19 protein-coding genes are annotated in these 18,165 nt (G+C 64.6%); 11 read left to right on the top strand and 8 right to left on the bottom strand.

Translation table 11 applies throughout. The features are described from left to right. Positions 1-112: 112 nt before the first annotated feature. On the bottom strand, positions 113-757 hold the full coding sequence (locus tag WDX12_RS08340; RefSeq protein WP_434724544.1) for an arylesterase: 645 nt from the start codon (positions 755-757) through the stop codon (positions 113-115). An 82-nt stretch (positions 758-839) separates the two neighbouring features. Between WDX12_RS08340 and WDX12_RS08335 the strand changes: the two genes are divergently transcribed. The 4 genes from WDX12_RS08335 to WDX12_RS08320 all read left to right on the top strand — a co-directional run bounded on the left by WDX12_RS08335 (position 840) and on the right by WDX12_RS08320 (position 5,748). After that, positions 840-1,538, top strand: coding sequence for an ABC transporter ATP-binding protein (locus WDX12_RS08335; RefSeq protein WP_434724543.1), 699 nt, complete (start codon positions 840-842; stop codon positions 1,536-1,538). After that, positions 1,538-4,078: an ABC transporter permease gene (locus WDX12_RS08330; protein ID WP_434724542.1), complete on the top strand. Its 2,541-nt coding sequence runs from the start codon at positions 1,538-1,540 to the stop codon at positions 4,076-4,078. Before WDX12_RS08335 ends, WDX12_RS08330 begins: the two co-directional genes overlap by 1 nt. Positions 4,079-4,317: 239 nt before the next feature. Continuing rightward, positions 4,318-5,058, top strand: coding sequence for a Bax inhibitor-1/YccA family protein (locus WDX12_RS08325; RefSeq protein ID WP_320298131.1), 741 nt, complete (start codon positions 4,318-4,320; stop codon positions 5,056-5,058). Positions 5,059-5,175: 117 nt separating this feature from the next. Beyond that, complete coding sequence (locus tag WDX12_RS08320; protein WP_434724541.1) at positions 5,176-5,748, top strand: GNAT family N-acetyltransferase; 573 nt, start codon at positions 5,176-5,178, stop codon at positions 5,746-5,748. Positions 5,749-5,851: 103 nt separating this feature from the next. Here the strand turns inward: WDX12_RS08320 and WDX12_RS08315 are convergent, their stop codons facing one another. Continuing rightward, positions 5,852-6,238 carry a DUF2794 domain-containing protein gene (locus WDX12_RS08315; protein ID WP_320298129.1) on the bottom strand — a complete coding sequence of 129 codons (387 nt, stop codon included), beginning with the start codon at positions 6,236-6,238 and terminating at the stop codon, positions 5,852-5,854. A gap of 560 nt (positions 6,239-6,798) precedes the next feature. After that, positions 6,799-7,587: a DUF1223 domain-containing protein gene (locus WDX12_RS08310; protein WP_434724540.1), complete on the bottom strand. Its 789-nt coding sequence runs from the start codon at positions 7,585-7,587 to the stop codon at positions 6,799-6,801. A gap of 185 nt (positions 7,588-7,772) precedes the next feature. Between WDX12_RS08310 and WDX12_RS08305 the strand changes: the two genes are divergently transcribed. After that, entirely contained in the window at positions 7,773-8,447 is a 675-nt protein-coding gene (locus WDX12_RS08305) for a ceramidase domain-containing protein (RefSeq protein WP_434724539.1), read from the top strand. Positions 8,448-8,552: 105 nt separating this feature from the next. Here WDX12_RS08305 and acnA read toward each other — a convergent pair whose 3' ends face one another. Further along, positions 8,553-11,243: an aconitate hydratase AcnA gene (acnA, locus tag WDX12_RS08300; RefSeq protein WP_434724538.1), complete on the bottom strand. Its 2,691-nt coding sequence runs from the start codon at positions 11,241-11,243 to the stop codon at positions 8,553-8,555. A 285-nt stretch (positions 11,244-11,528) separates the two neighbouring features. On the opposite strand from acnA, the gene ccmA reads away from it, so the two are divergent. The 4 genes from ccmA to WDX12_RS08280 all read left to right on the top strand — a co-directional run bounded on the left by ccmA (position 11,529) and on the right by WDX12_RS08280 (position 14,049). Continuing rightward, the gene (gene ccmA / locus WDX12_RS08295; protein WP_434724537.1) at positions 11,529-12,137 is read left to right on the top strand and encodes a heme ABC exporter ATP-binding protein CcmA; all 609 of its coding nucleotides are present in this window, start codon (positions 11,529-11,531) and stop codon (positions 12,135-12,137) included. 277 nt (positions 12,138-12,414) lie between these two features. Beyond that, positions 12,415-13,080 carry a heme exporter protein CcmB gene (ccmB, locus tag WDX12_RS08290; protein ID WP_320298124.1) on the top strand — a complete coding sequence of 222 codons (666 nt, stop codon included), beginning with the start codon at positions 12,415-12,417 and terminating at the stop codon, positions 13,078-13,080. Positions 13,081-13,300: 220 nt separating this feature from the next. Beyond that, positions 13,301-13,474, top strand: coding sequence for a heme exporter protein CcmD (ccmD, locus tag WDX12_RS08285; RefSeq protein ID WP_320298123.1), 174 nt, complete (start codon positions 13,301-13,303; stop codon positions 13,472-13,474). Further along, on the top strand, positions 13,471-14,049 hold the full coding sequence (locus WDX12_RS08280) for a DsbE family thiol:disulfide interchange protein (protein ID WP_320298122.1): 579 nt from the start codon (positions 13,471-13,473) through the stop codon (positions 14,047-14,049). Before ccmD ends, WDX12_RS08280 begins: the two co-directional genes overlap by 4 nt. 220 nt (positions 14,050-14,269) lie before the next feature. Here WDX12_RS08280 and WDX12_RS08275 read toward each other — a convergent pair whose 3' ends face one another. Next, the gene (locus WDX12_RS08275) at positions 14,270-14,434 is read right to left on the bottom strand and encodes a hypothetical protein (protein ID WP_320298121.1); all 165 of its coding nucleotides are present in this window, start codon (positions 14,432-14,434) and stop codon (positions 14,270-14,272) included. A gap of 295 nt (positions 14,435-14,729) precedes the next feature. On the opposite strand from WDX12_RS08275, the gene WDX12_RS08270 reads away from it, so the two are divergent. Both WDX12_RS08270 and WDX12_RS08265 read left to right on the top strand, forming a co-directional pair. Then, on the top strand, positions 14,730-15,650 hold the full coding sequence (locus tag WDX12_RS08270) for an SMP-30/gluconolactonase/LRE family protein (protein WP_320298120.1): 921 nt from the start codon (positions 14,730-14,732) through the stop codon (positions 15,648-15,650). A gap of 159 nt (positions 15,651-15,809) precedes the next feature. After that, positions 15,810-16,016 (top strand): tautomerase family protein, encoded by a 207-nt coding sequence (locus WDX12_RS08265; protein WP_320298119.1) that lies wholly within the window; start codon positions 15,810-15,812, stop codon positions 16,014-16,016. Positions 16,017-16,267: 251 nt separating this feature from the next. Here the strand turns inward: WDX12_RS08265 and WDX12_RS08260 are convergent, their stop codons facing one another. From WDX12_RS08260 to WDX12_RS08250, 3 genes are read right to left on the bottom strand one after another with little or no spacing between them, the layout of a single operon-like run. Continuing rightward, positions 16,268-16,801: an NADPH-dependent FMN reductase gene (locus WDX12_RS08260; protein ID WP_434724536.1), complete on the bottom strand. Its 534-nt coding sequence runs from the start codon at positions 16,799-16,801 to the stop codon at positions 16,268-16,270. A 38-nt stretch (positions 16,802-16,839) separates the two neighbouring features. Continuing rightward, complete coding sequence (locus tag WDX12_RS08255) at positions 16,840-17,460, bottom strand: pyridoxamine 5'-phosphate oxidase family protein (RefSeq protein WP_434724535.1); 621 nt, start codon at positions 17,458-17,460, stop codon at positions 16,840-16,842. Between the two features lie 34 nt (positions 17,461-17,494). Beyond that, entirely contained in the window at positions 17,495-18,151 is a 657-nt protein-coding gene (locus WDX12_RS08250; RefSeq protein ID WP_320298116.1) for a septation protein A, read from the bottom strand. Positions 18,152-18,165 lie beyond the last annotated feature (14 nt).

The following is an 18,165-nucleotide window of genomic DNA, read 5'->3' as shown; positions in this document are numbered from 1 at the left end:
CGAACTCTCGCCCCTAGCGAATCATCGATATAAGCGCGGGGCAAGCGGTTTGTTGTCCACAATGTTTCCCCAGCGGAAAGCGTGGCATTCCGGCCTCACGACGCTCCCCCCTTTATGACGGCCCACCATTGTCGGCGATCGCCTTCTCGACCACGGGAAGGATGCGCTCGACCATGGCGTCGACCCCCTTGGGATTGGGGTGCAGGCCGTCCTCCAGCTGCAGATCCGGGTGACCGGCGACGCCGTCGAGGAAGAACGGATAGAGCGGAACGCCGTATTTTTCGGCGAGCCGCGGATAGATGGCGTCGAAGGCCCTCTGATAGTCGGCGCCGAGATTGGGCGCGGCGCGCATGCCAGCCAGAAGCGCGGGAATCTTGCGTTGCTTCAGCTTGCCGAGCATGGCGTCGAGGTTCTTATCGGCGATCTCGGGCGAAACGCCGCGCAGCATGTCGTTGGCGCCGAGCTCGAGGATCACCAGCCTTGTGCCGTCCGGCACCGACCAGTCGAGCCGCGCCAGCCCGCCGCTCGAGGTGTCGCCCGACACGCCGGCATTGGCCACGGTAACGTCGAGGCCTTTTGCCTTCAAGGCAGCCTGCAGCCTGTCGGTAAAACCCTGGCCCGGGCCGAGGCTGTAGCCCGCCATCAGGCTGTCGCCGAAGCCGACGATGGTGAAGGTGGCGGCGCGCGCCGCCGAGATGGCGCCGCAAAGACCGAGGAAAAGGATGAGGGCTGCGGCAAAACGGTGTTTGAAAGCCATGCGGCGAGCCCCATATGACCGGAACAAACCAAGGAAGGAGACACGGGCCGTCTCCTTTTTCCACATATAGGGCGCTTTCATTGTGACAGAAGCCGTCATCGCGCTGAGGGACGTATCGCTGACGCTCGGCGAGCGCGCGTCCTTGGTCCATGTGCTGAAGGGCGTGAGCCTCGATGTGGCGGCCGGCGAAGCCACCGGCATCGTCGGGCCGTCGGGCTCCGGCAAGTCCACTTTGCTCATGGTACTTGCCGGCCTGGAAAGGGTCGATTCGGGAACGGTACGAATTGCCGGCGAGCTCATCAACGACAAAAGCGAGGATGAGGTCGCATCGTTTCGTGGGCGAAACATTGGCATCGTCTTCCAGTCCTTCCATCTCATTCCCAACATGACGGCGCTTGAGAACGTCGCGGTGCCGCTCGAGCTTGCCGGCCATGCTGACCCGTTCGGCGTTGCGGCGCGCGAGCTCGCCGCCGTCGGCCTGAGCGACCGTGTGACGCACTATCCGGGCGAGCTCTCCGGCGGCGAGCAGCAGCGCGTGGCGATCGCCCGGGCGCTGGCGCCGTCGCCGCGCATCCTCATCGCCGACGAGCCGACGGGCAATCTCGACCAGGCCACGGGAAAGCAGATCGCTGACCTTCTGTTCGCCAAGGCGGCGGAGCGCGGCATGACGCTGGTGCTGGTCACACATGATCCAGTGCTTGCCGCGCGTTGCGCGCGCCAGGTCTCGATGCGTTCAGGGCGGATCGAGGATACGCCGAAGCCAGTGAAGGTGCCGGCCTGATGCGGACATTGAAGCTCGCCATCCGCTTCTCGCTGCGCGAGATGCGCGGCGGCCTGTCCGGCTTCATGATCTTCCTTGCCTGCATCGCGCTCGGCGTCGCGGCGATCGGCGGCGTCAATTCGGTGGCGCAGGCGATCAGCGCCGGCGTCGCCGATCAGGGCCAGACGCTGCTTGGCGGCGATCTGCGCTTCCAGGTCAACCAGCGCAGCGCTTCGGACGCCGAGCTCGGTTTCATCAGGAGTCTCGGCACCGTCTCGCAGACTTCCGGCATGCGCTCGATGGCGCGGCTGGAGGACGGCTCCGACCAGGCGCTGGTCGAGGCAAAGGCCGTCGACGACGCCTATCCGCTCTACGGCGCGCTGGAAACCGATCCGGCGCTGCCGAGAGAGCAATTGTTCGGTGAAAGGTCCGGCGTGTTCGGCGCCGCCGCGCCCGACCTGTTGTTCGACCGGCTCAACCTTCATATCGGCGACAGGCTGAAGCTCGGCAGCGCCGTTTTCGAGCTGCGGGCCAGGCTGGTCAGCGAGCCGGATGCGGTGTCGGACGGTTTTGGCTTCGCGCCGCGGCTGATGATCTCGCGCGTGGCCTTGGAGGCATCCGGCCTGGTGCAGTCGGGCAGCCTGGTCGAGAACGCCTATAAGGTGAGGCTGCCCGACGGCACGTCCGAGGCGCGGATCAAGGACGTCCAGGCCGAAGCCGCGAAGGATTTCCCGCAGGCCGGCTGGTCGATCCGCACGCGCGGCAATGCGGCCCCCGCGCTCTCAGCCAATATCGAGCGCTTCTCGCAGTTCCTGACCCTGGTCGGGCTGACGGCGCTGGTGGTCGGCGGCGTCGGCGTGGCGAACGCCGTGCGCGCTTATCTCGACGGCAAGCGCGGCGTCATCGCCACCTTCAAGAGCCTCGGCGCCTCGGGCGGCTTCGTCTTCACCGTCTATCTCGTGCAGATCCTGTTGATCTCGGGCCTTGGCATCGTGCTCGGGCTGATCCTGGGCGCGGCGATGCCCTTCGTGGCGAGCGCGCTCCTGCAGTCGGTGATCCCGGTGCCGGCGCAAGGCGGCCTCTATCCCGGCCCGCTTGCCATGGCCGCGCTCTTCGGCCTCCTGGTGACGCTGGCCTTCGCGCTCTTGCCGCTCGGCCGCGCTCGCGACGTGCCGGCAACCGCGCTGTTCCGCGAAATGGGATTCGAGAGCCGAGGCCTGCCGCGCCTGCCCTATACGGGCGCAGCACTTGCAATCGTCGTCGCGCTGGCGGCGCTGGCGATCCTTTCGGCCAACGACACCCGCATCGCCTCGATCTTCGTCGGCGCCACAGTCTTTGCCTTCCTGGTGCTGCGGCTGGTGGCGGTGCTGGTGCAGTGGGCGGCGAAAAAGAGCCCGCGCGTGCGTTTCGTGTCGCTGCGGCTGGCGCTCGGCAACATCCACCGTCCCGGCGCGCTGACGCCTTCGGTGGTGCTGTCGCTCGGACTTGGGCTGACGCTTCTGGTGACGCTTGCGCTGATCGACGGGAATCTCAGGCGACAAATCTCCGGCAGCCTGCCGGAACGGGCGCCGAACTTCTTCTTCGTCGACATCCAGAGCAGCGACGTCGATGCCTTCGCCGGTCTCGTCGGCAAGGAGGCGCCGCAAGGAACGCTGGTCAAGGTGCCGATGCTGCGCGGGCGCATCATGGCGCTCAATGGCGTCGACGTCGACAAGGTGAAGATCCCGGCCGACGGCGCCTGGGTGCTGCGCGGCGACCGCGGCCTGACTTATGACGCGAAACAGCCGGAAAATGCGACGCTGACCGAAGGCACGTGGTGGCCGCAGGATTATTCCGGCGAGCCGCTGGTCTCGTTCTCGGCCGAGGAGGGCAAGGCGATCGGGCTGAAGCTCGGCGACACCGTGACCGTCAATGTGCTCGGCCGCAACGTGACGGCGAAGATTGCCAATTTCCGTCAGGTGCAATGGGAGACGATGGGCATCAACTTCGTCATGGATTTCTCGCCCAACACCTTTGCCGGGGCGCCGCATGGCTGGCTGGCGACACTGACCGACAAGCAGGCCACCGCGGCCGACGACGCAAGGCTGCTTAACGCCGTCACCCGCGCGTTTCCGGCGGTGACGACGGTGCGCGTCAAGGACGCGCTCGACATCGTCAACCGGCTGGTCGCGCAATTGGGCACAGCGATCCGCGCCGCCGCGGGCGTGGCGCTGATCGCTTCGGTGCTGGTGCTCTCCGGCGCCTTGGCCGCCGGCAACCGGGCGCGCATCCACGACGCGGTGGTGCTGAAGACGCTCGGCGCGACGCGCAGGACGCTGATCGCTGCCTTCTCGCTGGAATATGTGCTGATCGGGCTTGCGACCGCGCTGTTCGCGCTTGCCGCCGGCGGCATCGCCGCCTGGTTCGTGGTCGCGCATATCATGACGCTGCCGTCGCATTTCATGCCGGAGGTCGCGGTGGCGACGATCCTGGTCTCGCTGACGGTCACCGTCGGCATCGGCCTCGCCGGCACCTGGCGGGTGCTCGGCCACAAGGCGGCGCCGGTGCTGCGCAACCTCTGACGGCGGGCTTCCGGCGCCCCGCCCGGTTAAATCTTTGTAAGAATGCCGGCTGGAGCGCCCGAAAAGAGGCCTTTTGCCTTCTCACAAAGCGTTACGCCCCGTTACCGTCTTGTTCTTGACGTCAAGAACCATCATATTTCGCGCTAGGCATGCTGGAGCTCCGCCAGCGGCGCCTGGCCCCTGGGGTCTCTCCGAGAGGGCCTGTCACCGGACGGGGCAGAAGCAACAGAGGATTTCCAATGGCTGATCCCATTCGCAACTACCAGACGTCCGCCGCCCCCGGCGCGCGCGTCGATATCGATCAGGGCCTGCGCGCCTATATGATCAAAGTCTACAACCTCATGGGGCTTGGCCTGCTCATTACCGGCCTTGCCGCCTGGGGCGCCTTCCACCTCGCCGTCACCGGCGATGGCCAGCTGACCGCTTTCGGCCAGCTCATCTATGCAAGCGCGTTCCGCTGGGTCGTGATCCTGGCGCCGCTCGCGGCCGTGATGTTCCTGTCGTTCCGCATCCAGTCGATGAGCGTAGGGGCGGCGCAGACCACGTTCTGGGTCTATGCGGGCCTTGTCGGCCTGTCGCTGTCGACGGTCTTCCTCGTCTACACCGGCACGAGCATCACCCAGACCTTCTTCGCCACGGCCGCGGCCTTCGGCGGCCTGTCGCTCTACGGCTACACCACCAGGCGCGACCTGTCGGCGTTCGGCTCGTTCCTGATCATGGGCGTGATCGGCCTGCTGATCGCGATGCTGATCAACATCTTCCTGCAGTCGTCGGCGCTTGGCTTCGCGATCTCGGCGATCGGCGTGCTGGTGTTCGCCGGCCTCACCGCCTATGACACGCAGAAGATCAAGGAGATGTATTTCGAGGGCGACGTCGCCGACGTGGCCGGCCGCAAGGCGATCATGGGCGCGCTGCGCCTCTATCTCGACTTCATCAACCTGTTCATGTTCCTGCTGCAGTTCATGGGCGACCGCCGCTAAGGGCAGCTGCCCGGTCTCAGTGGACCATAGACTTTGCGAAGGGCGGCCCAACGGCCGCCCTTTCTTTTTGCGCAGTCCTTTGCTGTTATCGAGGCAGGAAAGAGAGTTGCACAAATTATGAGCACTATTGCGATCAGGGCCGCCGTCCCGGCCGACCTCGACCGAATCACGGAAATCTATGCCGATGCGGTCGCGCATGGCACGGCGAGCTACGAGCTGGAGCCGCCCAGCCGTGCCGAAATGGGCAACCGGTTCGACAGCCTGGCATCGGGCGGCTTCCCCTATCTGGTGGCGGAGAAGGACGGCGCCGTGCTCGGCTATGCCTATGCCGGGCCGTTCCGGCCGCGCCCCGCCTACCGATTCGTCATCGAGGATTCGGTCTATGTCGCGCCCGAGGCGAAGGGGCAAGGCGTGGGCTCGCTGCTGATGCAGGCCTTGATCGAGACGGCGCGCGCGGCGGGCTTCCGCCAGATCATCGCGGTGATCGGCGACGGCCACGCGGACAGCGCTTCGGTGCGGCTGCACGAAAAGCTCGGCTTCCGCCATTCCGGTCGCCTGGAAGGGTCGGGCTACAAGCACGGGCGCTGGCTGGACACGGTGTTCATGCAGCTTTCGCTGAATGGCGGCGCGTCGCTGCCGCCGGACCGCAATTCGCTGCCCGAACGGAAGTTTCGCGGGGAACGGAACTGAGGAATTGGGGAACTGAAGAAAAGCATTCAGAGCCGACTGGATCGCCTCCTTCCTTTTTTCTCCAGTTCCTCAATTCTTCAGTTCTTCAATTCCTCTTTCCGGACTACGCTTCGACAACCTTCAGCTTCGCATCGAAAACCCCGAGCACGCGGCCGAGTTCCTGGCCACGCTTCAGGATGCGGCCACCGGCGGCGATGACGGCGAAAGCGCCTTGGCGACGCGCCAGCCTGGGGTCCTTGACGATCTGGAACAGCGGCACTTCGCTGGCCCGGCGGAAGACGGAAAAGACAGCGCGATCAGTGAGATGGTCGATCGCGTAGTCGCGCCATTCATTGGCCGCCACCATGCGTCCGTAAAGCCTCAGGATCTGGTCGAGCTCGCGCCGGTCAAACCGCACCGGCTGGTCGAGGCGGGCGTTGCGCGCCTCGTGCAACGGGATCAATATTCCGGATGCTTCCCCATCCTCCGTCCCGCTGCTGTGATCGGTCATGCCTCGATCCTTCGATTGAATCATGCGCCGGCCAAGGTTCGCGCTTTCACGATGGAATTGCAAGGGCGCGGTCGAATTGCAAGGGCCGGGCAAGCACGCGCGCGGTCACGCGGTTTCCCAAACGTCCAGTCACGTTTGCGAAACACATGTTGGAATTGGTGATGCTTCGCCACAATCTCGCCACAAATAATCCGCGCTCATGCCCCAATGTCCGACGAATTTACCGGCGTTGCCTGAGACGGTTCGGTCCGGCACCGGCTCGTAAACCCCAAGCCCCCCGCCCACGGGTCAGCGTCGGATCGAACCAACCTCGGTTTTTCCTTGGAAAAATCAGGTGCGACGATCCCAAAACCTGAATGACCGGCGTCAGAAGCAAGCTGACGCCGGTTTTTTATTGCGTGGATTTTCCCTTCTCCCCCTGCGGGAGAAGGTGGATCGGCGCGTAGCGCCGAGACGGATGAGGGTGTTCCAGCGGAGTGAGACGTGGGTGTTCACTGGAACACCCCTCATCCGTCGCCTTCGGCGACACCTTCTCCCACAGGGGAAGAAGGAAGAAGGCGCTAAAGCCGATCCGGCTTGCGGATGAAGGCGGCGCCGAGGATCGGCCCGGGCATGCCGTCCTTGCCGACCGACTGCAGCAGCACCGCGCAGCCGCCCTTCTTGGCGATCTCGGTCATCGGCAATTCGTAGCGCTGCGCCTTGCCGTGCCACATGCCGGCGGTCTGGATGTCGGAAACGGCGTTCCAGTAGGTCAGGCTGCGGCCGCTGTTCTCGCCCTGGCCGATCTTCACCATCTGCGGCGGATTGAAATAGACGATCACCACATGCGCGTCGGCCGGGCCGTTGCCGGCATCGCCCGCGTCGATCATGACACGATCGCTGGTGCGGCTCACCTTGACGGCGACACGCATGCCCTCGCCGATCCTGTCCATGCGCGCCAGGGCGCCGTCGACATCCTTGCGGCTGGCGCCGTTGACGTGGCTGCGGCCATTGATGACGGCTTGCGGCGTGTAGACCGAGCGGTTGCCGAAGGCGCGCATATAGTCATACTGGCGCTCGGTGTTCTCCTTGGTGCTCAGCGTGTCCTGCCAACCGAGATAGTCCCAGTAATTGACGTGGTAGGCGAGCGCGACGATGTCGTCCTTGCCGGCGAGCTCAGCGAAGAACTCGTCGGCCGGCGGACAGGAACTGCAGCCCTGGCTGGTGAACAATTCGACCACGCCCAAGGGCTTGTCGGCTTGAGGCTTGCCGGTCGCGGCCTTCTCGGGCTCGGCTGCCAGGGCCACGCCGCCCAACGCCGTAAGGGCCAGCGCTACTGCCGCAAGCCGCAATCGTCCTTGAAATGCCATGACTTTTCCAATTCCCGCCGGTGACGCCGGCCTTGTTCTGATTGCTAAAATATGTGGCAGAAGCGCCAGTCAACGGGAAGTCACGTTGCAGTGAAATTTTGCTGTTGCAACCGCAGGTAAGGCCGCAATAGGAGAGGCCATTGCATTTCAAGGCGCGGTTCGATTCGGGAGCAGCAACCCTCACCATGTGGCAAACTCTCCTGACCCCCGTCGATCTCTATTGCGAACGGACGGGTCCTGGACTTTGGGCCGAGCCGGCTAATGCTTGGACCAACCTGGCTTTCATTGCCGCGGGACTATGGGGTGCCCAGCAGGTGCGGCGACACAAGGCCGGCACCTTCGCCGAAGTGCTGGCCTGGTGGGTGGTGGCGATCGGCATCGGCTCGACCTTGTTCCACACCTTCGCCAGCAAAGGCACGATCTGGGCCGACATCCTGCCGATCGCCGGCTTCACGCTCGCCTACACGCTGTTCAACCTGAGGCGTTTCCTCGGCATGGAATGGGGCAAGGCGATCCCCGTCTTCGTCGCCTTCTATGTCGTGGCTGGCCTGATCGCCTATGCCGTGCCGGACTGGCTGCGCCAGGCCTCGAACGGCACCACGGGCTACCTGCCGCCCTTCCTGGCGCTCGCCTTCTTCGGGGCGTGGGTGGCGGCCACCGGCAACCGGGCCGGCTGGTACAATCTGACCGGATCGGCGATCTTCGTCGTCTCGGTGATCTGCCGCATGATCGATCCGCTGGTCTGCCCCAGCTTCCCGCTTGGCACGCACTTCCTCTGGCACATCTTCAACGGGCTGATGCTGGCCGTGCTGCTGGCGGCGACGGCGCGGTTCGGGAAAGCTAAGGGAGTAGGGGAGTAAGGGAGTAAGGGAGTAGGGGAGTAGGGGAGTAGGGGGAAGAAGACTGCGGCAGGGTGACTTTTCCCTACTGCCCTATTCCCTTACTCCCCTACTCCCTTATTGCTGCTAAGCAGCCAAATCGCGCAGCACGTATTGCAGGATGCCGCCGTTCTTGAAGTAGTCGAGCTCATCCAGCGTATCGATGCGGCAGACGATCGGCACGTTCTTCACCGCGCCGTCGCCATAGGTGACCTTGGCGACCATCTTCTGGCGCGGCTTGATGGCGTCCAGGCCGTCGATCTCGACCAGCTCGTCGCCCTTCAGGTTGAGCGAGGCCCATGAGGTGCCGTCCTCGAAGACGAACGGGATGACGCCCATGCCGACCAGGTTCGAGCGGTGGATGCGCTCGAAGGACTGGGCGATGACCGCGCGCACGCCGAGCAGGTTGGTGCCCTTGGCCGCCCAGTCGCGCGACGAGCCGTTGCCGTATTCGACGCCGGCGAAGATCACCAGCGGCACGCCTTCCCGCTTGTATTCCATCGCGGCGTCGTAGATCGACATCTCCTCCTTCGAGGGATAGTGGATCGTGTAGCCGCCCTCGCGACCGTTCTCGCCCAGCATGTGGTTGCGGATGCGGATGTTGGCGAAGGTGCCGCGCATCATCACCTCGTGATTGCCGCGCCGCGTGCCATACTGGTTGAAGTCGGCGACGCCGACGCCATGCTCGGTGAGATACTTGCCGGCGGGCGATGCAGCCTTGATCGAACCCGCCGGCGAGATGTGGTCGGTGGTGATCTTGTCGCCGAAGAGACCCAGAACTCGCGCGCCCTTGATGTCGCCGACCTTGCCGAAGGAGCGGCCCATGCCGGCGAAATAGGGCGGGTTCTGTACATAGGTCGAGTGGTCGTCCCAGGCATAGGTCTGGCCTTCCGGCGCCTTGACCTTCTGCCAGTAGGCGTCGCCCTTGAAGACGTCGGCATATTTGCGGGCGAACAGCTCGCGGGTGACGTTCTTTTCGATGAATTCCTGGATCTCGGCCGAGGTCGGCCAGATGTCCTTGAGATAGACCGGCTTGCCGTCACTGCCTTCGCCAAGCGGTTCGGTCGTCAGGTCCCTGGTCACCGTGCCGGCCAAAGCATGCGCCACCACCAGCGGCGGCGAGGCGAGGTAGTTCGCCTGCACGTCCGGAGAGACGCGGCCTTCGAAGTTGCGGTTGCCGGACAAGACCGCGGCGGCGATCAGGCCCTTGTCGTTGATGGTCTTCGAGATCGGCGCCGGCAGCGGGCCGGAATTGCCGATGCAGGTGGTGCAGCCGAAGCCGACCAGGTTGAAACCGATCTGGTCGAGCTCCTTCTGCAGGCCGGACTTCTCGAGATATTCGGCCACGACCTGGCTGCCGGGGGCGAGCGAGGTTTTCACCCACGGCTTCTGCTTCAGGCCACGGCGGTTGGCGTTGCGGGCGAGCAGCCCTGCGCCGATCAGCACGCTGGGGTTCGAGGTGTTGGTGCACGACGTGATGGCGGCGATGACGACGTCGCCATGGCCGAGATCGTGGTCGGTGCCTTCGACAGCGTAGCGTTTCGAGATCTCGGCGGCCTTCTTGTATTCGGTCTCCATCGCCTTGGCGAAGCCGGCGGGGATGCCTTCCAGAGGAACGCGGCCCTCGGGGCGCTTCGGGCCGGCCATGGACGGCACGACGTCGCCGAGGTCGAGCTCGAGCAGGTCGGTGAAGACCGGATCGGCGGAGCCCGTGTCGCGCCACATGCCTTGCGCCTTCGAATAGGCCTCGACCAGCGCGATGCGGTTCTCCTCGCGGCCGGACATGGTCAGGTAGCGGATGGTTTCCGAGTCGACCGGGAAGAAGCCGCAGGTCGCGCCATATTCCGGCGCCATGTTGCCGATGGTGGCGCGGTCGGCCAGCGTCATGTTGGACAGGCCGGGGCCGAAGAACTCGACGAACTTGCCGACGACGCCCTTCTTGCGCAGCATCTGGGTGACGGTGAGCACGAGGTCGGTGGCGGTGACGCCTTCCTTGAGCTTGCCGGTGAGGCGGAAGCCGATGACTTCGGGCAAAAGCATGGAGACCGGCTGGCCGAGCATCGCGGCCTCGGCCTCGATGCCGCCGACGCCCCAGCCGAGCACTCCGAGACCGTTGATCATGGTGGTGTGCGAATCGGTGCCTACGCAGGTGTCCGGATAAGCGGTGGTCTCGCCGTCCTCGCTATTGGTCCACACCACCTGGCCGAGATATTCGAGGTTGACCTGGTGGCAGATGCCGGTGCCGGGCGGCACGACGCGGAAGTTGCGGAAGGCCTGCTGGCCCCATTTCAGGAACTTGTAGCGTTCCTCGTTGCGCTCATATTCGAGCTCGACATTGCGGGCGAAGGCCATCGGCGTGCCGAACTCGTCGACGATGACGGAGTGGTCGATGACAAGGTCGACCGGCACCAGCGGGTTGATCTTCTCCGGGTCGCCGCCGAGCGCCTTGATGCCGTCGCGCATCGCCGCCAGGTCGACCACCGCCGGAACGCCGGTGAAATCCTGCATCAGCACCCGGGCCGGGCGATAGGCGATCTCGACGCCGGCGGTGCCCTTGTCGGTCAGCCAGCCGGCCACGGCCTGGATCGATTCCTTGGTGACCGAGCGGCCGTCCTCGTTGCGCAGCAGGTTCTCCAGCAGCACCTTCATCGAATAAGGCAGCTGGGCGATGCCGGTGAGGCCGTTCTTCTCGGCCTCGACGAGGTTGAAGTAAACATAGTCCGCGCCACCCACGGTCAGGGTGCGGCGGCAATTGAAGCTGTCGAGGGATTTTGACACGTGCGATCCGTCCTTGTCTGTTCAGCCTGAAAGGGAACGGACGCCGATGGCATGCAATCACGCGCAAAGGTGCGGGTACGGCCATTTCCGCTGTCCGCTCCCAAGCAACCCGAGCCGTTCAAGGCGGCGCGTGCGCTGGTTCGGCGCAAATTCTGTTCCCGCGCCGACCGCTGGCACGGATGAACCGCATATAGAGAATTTCCTTGAATAGTTCTAGACAGTCGAAAGGCAAATTTGTGCGATGCGGCGGCGGCCGCGAAACGGTGCTTTCGGGACGGGCAAAGAATGCGGCTGATCGCCGAAAATCTGGGCGGCGAGCGCGGCGGCGAGACGGTTTTTTCCAACATCGGCTTCGCGCTCGACAAGGGCGAGGCGCTTATCGTCACCGGTCCGAACGGGTCGGGCAAATCGACGCTGCTGAGGGTAGTCGCCGGCTTGCTGCCAGCCGCCGCGGGCAAAGTGCTTGTCGAAGGTGGCGGCGAGGCTTTCCCGACCATCGCCTCGGCCTCGCATTACCTTGGCCATCTCAACGCGATGAAGACGGCGCTCAGCGTCGAGGAGAATCTCGGCTTCTGGCGCGCGTTTCAGGGCGAGCCCGGACTGGGGGTCGAGGAGGCGCTGGAGACGGTGGCGCTCGGCGGGCTCGGCCATCTGCCCTTCGGCTATCTGTCGACCGGGCAGAGACGACGGGCTTCGATCGCCAAGCTTCTGGTCAGCCGGCGGCCGGTCTGGCTGCTCGACGAGCCGACGGCGGGGCTGGACAAGGCCTCGGAGGAGCGGTTCGCGGGGCTGATGCGGGGGCATCTCGGCGAAGGTGGGATTCTGGTCGCAGCCACGCATCTGCCGTTGGGGTTGGAAGGGGCGAAGGTGCTGGGGATGGGGGAGGTTCTTTGATGTCGGCGCTCTACGGCCCCCCCCTCTGCCCTGCCGGGCATCTCCCCCTCAGGGGGGGAGATTGGCGGTTCGGGCGCCTCGCTAGCCTTGCCACGCTGGAGATTGGCGAAGGCCGAAGTGACATCCAATCTCCCCCCTTGAGGGGGGTGAGGAGAGGTCCGCATAGCGGACGAAAAGCCAATTGCTTGGCTTTTCGAACGACGAACGCCCGGAGCGACAGCGAAGGGCCGAGGCCGGCAGGCCAGAGAGGGGGGCCTGGGCGCAGGCATCTCACATCATGCTAGCACTCTTCCTGCGCGACATCCGCCTCTCCATCCGCGCCGGCGGCGGGGCGCTGATTGGCGTCATCTTCTTCCTCGCGGTCATCGTCACCATCCCGTTCGGCGTCGGCCCCGATCTCAATCTCCTGGCGCGCATCGGCCCAGCGATCCTGTGGATCGCCGCGCTACTCGCCTGCCTGCTCGGGCTCGATCGCCTCTTCCAGGCCGACCGCGAGGACGGCTCGCTCGACCTGCTGGTGTTGAACGGCGACCGCCATATGCTGGCGCTGACGGTGCTGACGAAATGCCTGGCGCACTGGGCGGGCAGCGTGCTGCCGTTGGTGGTCGCGGCTCCCTTGCTCGGCCTGTTCATGAACATGGAGCCGCTGGGCATCGGCGCCACGGCGCTCACCCTTCTCATCGGCACGCCGGCCATCACTTTCATCGGCGCGGCGGGGGCTGCCGTGGCGGTGGCGCTGCCGCGCGGCGGATTGCTGATTTCGGTGCTGGTGCTGCCCTTGACCATCCCGGTGCTGATCTTCGGTGTTTCGGCAAGCTATGGCGCCGTCGCCGATCCGGCGCCGTTCCTGCAGCCTTTCCTCATTCTCGCCGCGCTGACGCTGTTTCTTGCCGTGATTGGCCCCTTGGCGGCGGCATTGGCGTTGCGGCACGGGACGGATTGAGACGACGAAGACGTTGTTTTTCACTGCGGCACCGCGACAAATTGCGGGGCGGCCGCGCTGGGGGTAGAGCAATTCCATGAAAGTGCGGGCGATTTCCCGCGCGCAATTGCGCAAAGACAAGGAAATACGGCGGATCGCTGTCTCAGTGGAGACGGTGAAACGCTCCAGGGGAAGACATGATCGCAACGATTGGCATGACGGATAGTGGGGTGCGGCCGACATGAGCGCTCACGCCCTGTTCGTCACCGCCGCCTATGCCATCACGGCCGTCGTGCTCGCCGGGCTGATCGGCTGGATCCTGCTCGACCAGCGGGGGCGCAAACGTGAGCTCGCGGCGCTGGAGGCGGCCGGCGTGCGGCGGCGCTCCGACAAATCCGGGGCGGCAAAACCGTGAACAGCGAGACCGAAGCTTCGGCGCCGCGCCGCCGCTTGTTCGTGCTTTTGCCGCTGCTGGTGTTCCTGGGACTGGCGGGGCTGTTCCTGTCGCAGTTGCTTTCGGGCCGCGACACCTCGGAAATCCCCTCGGCGCTGATCGGGCTGCCGGCGCCGCAGACCAGCCTGCCGCCGCTCGAAGGGATGAGCCTGCCGGGGCTCGAGTCAAAAGACTTTGCCGGCAAGGTGACGCTGGTCAACGTGTTCGCGTCCTGGTGCGCGCCGTGCCGGGAAGAGCATCCGGTGCTGCTCGGCCTGTCGCAGGACAAGCGCTTCACGCTTGCCGCGCTGAACTACAAGGACCAGCCGGAAAACGCCCGCCGCTTCCTTGGCGATCTCGGCAATCCCTATCAGGCGATCGGCGTCGACCCGGCCGGGCGCGCGGCGATCGACTGGGGCGTCTATGGCGTGCCGGAGACCTTTGTCATCGGCAAGGACGGCAAGATCGCCTACAAGCATGTCGGGCCGCTGACGCCGGAATCGGCGCGGGACCTGCTGCTGCCGCAGATCGAGAAAGCGCTGGCGGCGCCGGGTTGAGGCGCCTCCCCTCCTTCGTCGTTCTAGGGCGAAGCAAGGAGCGAAGCGACGCGGCGCAGACCCTAGAATCCATTCCGTGACGCTGATCGTGGAGCACGGCGGTCTAGAATTGGCGCTTGTGCAGCGCGCGTTCCGCATCGCTGCGACGCTCGAAAGTCACGGAATGGATTCTCGGGTCAAGCCCGAGAATGACGAAGTGGCCGGGCGATCGGCCTGCCGCTCAACCGTAGATCTGCTTGTGGACCTGGTAGAGCATCTCGGAACGATCGGCGCGCAGATCGGCGAGATCGCGGCTGGACAGGTTCTCGATTTCGGCGACGAGGCGGTTGTAGTGGCGGCGCTTGGCCATGCTGGCGCGGGCGCGGGAGACAAAATTGTCGAACATGACAGGGTTCCTTCTATGCCGCGTACACGCGGCCGGTGTTTCCTCCCTGACGATTGCAATGATGACATAGGAATGGTGCGTTGCAAAAGAAAGATGTTGCAATGCACCATTGCAACCAGCGCATAGCCGGTTAATCGCGGGCTAACAGGCTATGCGTCCGGCGCGGCATCCCATGACCGGCCCGCTTCACGCAGTTCTCATCCGTTTTGTCATACAAATCCTGGCCTGCCGTCTTGCCAGATCGCCTTCGGGCTGGCTTGATTTGCCCGTCACGTGAATGCCGGGAGGAGAATGCATGGCGGCCGCAGACTATTACGAAGTTCTCGATCCGCGCTTCGCGCGCCTTTTCAACGGCAGCGCGCAGGTGGAAAAGCTGTTCACCGGCTGCCGCTGGGCGGAAGGGCCGGCCTGGTTCGCCGCCGGCCGCTATGTCGTCTGGTCGGACATCCCGAACAATCGGATGCTGCGCTATGACGAGACCGACGGAAGCGTCAGCGTGTTCCGGCAGCCGTCCGGCAACTCCAACGGCAACACGGTCGACCGGCAGGGCCGGCTGGTGACCTGCGAGCATTCCGGCCGCCGCGTCAGCCGCACCGAATTCGACGGCTCTATCACCACCATCGCAGAGAAGTGGAAGGGCAAGCGGCTGAACTCGCCCAACGATGTGGTCGTACGCTCCGACGGTTCGATCTGGTTCACCGATCCGAGCTACGGCATCGACACCGACTATGAGGGCGACAAGGCCGAAAGCGAGATCGGCGCCTGCAACGTCTATCGCGTCGATCCGGAGACAGGCGATGTCGAGGCCGTCATCACCGATATGGTGCGGCCGAACGGTCTCGCCTTCTCGCTCGACGAAAGCCTGCTCTATGTCGTAGACACCGGCCGCACGCATGGCGAGAAGAACCCGGCGCATATGCGCGTCTTCACTATCGGCAAGCACGGCAAGAAGGTTTCCGGCGGCAAGGTGTTCGCCGACTGCACCGCCGGCCTGTTCGATGGTTTCCGGCTCGATTCCGACGGACGCATCTGGACAAGTGCTGCCGACGGCATCCATTGCTACGACCCCGACGGCACGCTGATCGGCAAGGTCAAGGTGCCGGAAGTGACCGCCAACTGCGTCTTCGGCGGCAACAAGCTCAACTGCCTCTACATCGCCGGCACCACCTCGCTCTACATGGTGCGGCTCATGGTGAACGGGGCGAAAACATTTTGAAGCTGCTGCAGGCGCTTTTCTGGCCCTTGCTAGCCTTTCTGCGCATCCCCGCAGCGCCCGCCGCGCTGCGGTTCCCGCAACCGCCGCTATCCGCTTTGCCGGAGCGACTTGCGAAACCGTCGCCTGAAGCCGACCGGCAGAACTCAAGGGGAGGACATCATGCCATTCGTCAACATACGCATCGTCAAGGAAGTGATCGCCGCCGATCCGGCCGGCAAGAAGGCTGACATCGCCAAGAAAGTGACCTCGGCCATCATGGAGGCCACGGGGCTTACCAATAACGATGTCTGGGTGGTGTTCGAGGAGGTCAACGCGCGCGACTGGTATGTCGGCAAGACCGACGTCGAGACGCTAAGGAAGGGGTAGCTCTTTCCCTTCTCCCCTTGTGGGGTGAGCAGCCGGTTCACCGAAGGTGAATTCATCGTGCCAGTGGCACGATGAAAGGCCGGCGAACGCCGGGACGCTGCGGAGCAGCGGGGACCCGGCCGGGGGTGGATCGGCCACCACCCGGCCCTTCGCAGGCTCAGGGCGTTCGAAGCTCGAAAAGCCAAGCAATTGGCTTTTCGTCCGCTGACGCGGACCGCTTCTCACCCCACAAGGGGAGAAGGGAAGACCGCTCATTGTCCGCGAATAAAATCCGTGAAACCCCGCACCGCCTCACGCATCGCCTGGCGGTTCGCATCCTCCGCCAGGATCGCTTCCATCTCCGCCGGCTTCTTGCCCAGCAGCGCAATCTCCAGCGCCCTCTCCTCATACAGCGCGAACGACATCGTGCGCATGATTTCGGCCAACGCCGCCCGCGCATAGAGCGAGCGGGGCGAGGCATGCACCAGCATCGCCGGCTTGCCCACCGCGGCGTCGCGGGAGACCAGCCAGTCCAGCGCGTTCTTCATGCCGCCGGGCACGCCATGCGCATATTCAGGGCAAGAGATGATGACACCGTCGGCGCGGGTCACCGCCTCGATCAGCCGCGCCGCTTCCGCCGGCGTGCGCTCGCCCTCGTCGTCGGGGTTGAAGATCGGCAGCCGGCCAAGGCCGTCATAGACCTGGATGCGGCAGTCCGCGGGGGCGTTGGCGGCCAAAGCGGCAAGCAGGGCCGCGTTGGTCGAGGCGGCGCGCAGGCTGCCCGATATGGCGATGATCTCGATCAAGGGAGAGAGCCGGACGAAGGGTGAGTCGCCCGGCAAGCCTACCACATGGTCTGCCGGTAATCGTCGTCCAGCTCGCGGTCGATTTCGCCGGCGCTTTCGCTCAGCGCCAGCTGGTCGCGGATGATCTGGCCGAGCGTCGGCAGGGTCGCGCGGTCGTACCAGGTCTCCGGCTTCCACAGATCCGAGCGCATGAAGGCCTTGGCGCAGTGCATGTAGGCGGCCTTGACCGTCACCACGATCACGCTCAGCGGCTCCTTGCCGTCGACAGCCAGGCGTTCGCGCAAGGTAGGGTCGAGGGTGATGCGCGCATCGCCATTGACGCGTAGCGTCTCGTTCATGCCGGGAATAAGGAAGAGCAGCCCGACCGACGGGTTGCGGATGATGTTTTCCAGCGTGTCCAGCCGGTTGTTGCCGGGGCGGTCGGGAATGGCGATGGTGGAGTTGTCGAGGATGGCGGTGAAGCCGGGCTTGTCGCCCTTGGGCGTCACGTCGGCGTTGCCGGCGCCGTCGGAGGAGCCGATCAGCACGAAGGGGCTCTTGCCGATGAAGGAGCGGCAATGGCCGTCGAGGGCTTTGAGTTCCTTGCGAATCGAGCCGTCGGTCGGCCGGGGCGTCTTGTAGATCGTCCTCAGCTCGTCATGCGTGGCGAGGAATTCCATGCCGTCCCCCAAAATCTCGTCTAAATCTTTGCCCTTAGTTGCCGGCCTTCTCTTCCTTGGGCTTTTCCTCCAGCGAGTGGCGCATGATCAGCGGCATCTGGCTGAAGGTGAACAGCAAGGTGATCGGGATCGTGCCCCAGACCTTGAAATATAGCCAGGTCGCTTCCGAGAAGTTGCGCCACATGACTTCGTTGAGCACGGCCAGGAACAGGAAGAACAGGCCCCAGCGGAAGGTCAGCTTGCGCCAGCCTTCGGCATCGAGCTGGAACGCGGAATCGAAGACGTAGCCGAGCAGCGAGCGGCCGAACAGCAGTCCGCCGAGAAGCGTGACGCCGAACAGCGAGTTGATGATGGTCGGCTTCATGAAGGCAAAGGTCTTGTCCTGCAGGTAAAGCGCCAACGCGCCGAAGACGAAGACGACGATCGCCGAGACCAGCGGCATCAGCGGCAGGCTGCGCGTCAGCAGCCAGGAAGCGCTCAGCGAAAGCGCGGTCGCGACCATGAAGAAGGCGGTGGCGATCAGGATCGGCTCGCCGAGATGGGTGAGCACCGGGAATTTCTCGGCCAGCCACTCGCCGCGGATGGTGGTGAAGAAGAACACCAGGCCAGGGCCAAGCTCGAGCAGAAACTTCAAGCCGGGATTCATCGGCTTGCGGCGTGGATCGGACGGGTCGCGTTCGATGATGTTCATAAAAGTCCTTCTTG

The organism is Mesorhizobium sp. RIZ17, assembly GCF_051127865.1.
Taxonomy (GTDB): Bacteria; Pseudomonadota; Alphaproteobacteria; order Rhizobiales; family Rhizobiaceae; genus Mesorhizobium; species Mesorhizobium humile.
The sequence above is the reverse complement of the archived record's forward strand: the minus strand, read 5'-3'. Positions and strand labels throughout refer to the sequence as shown.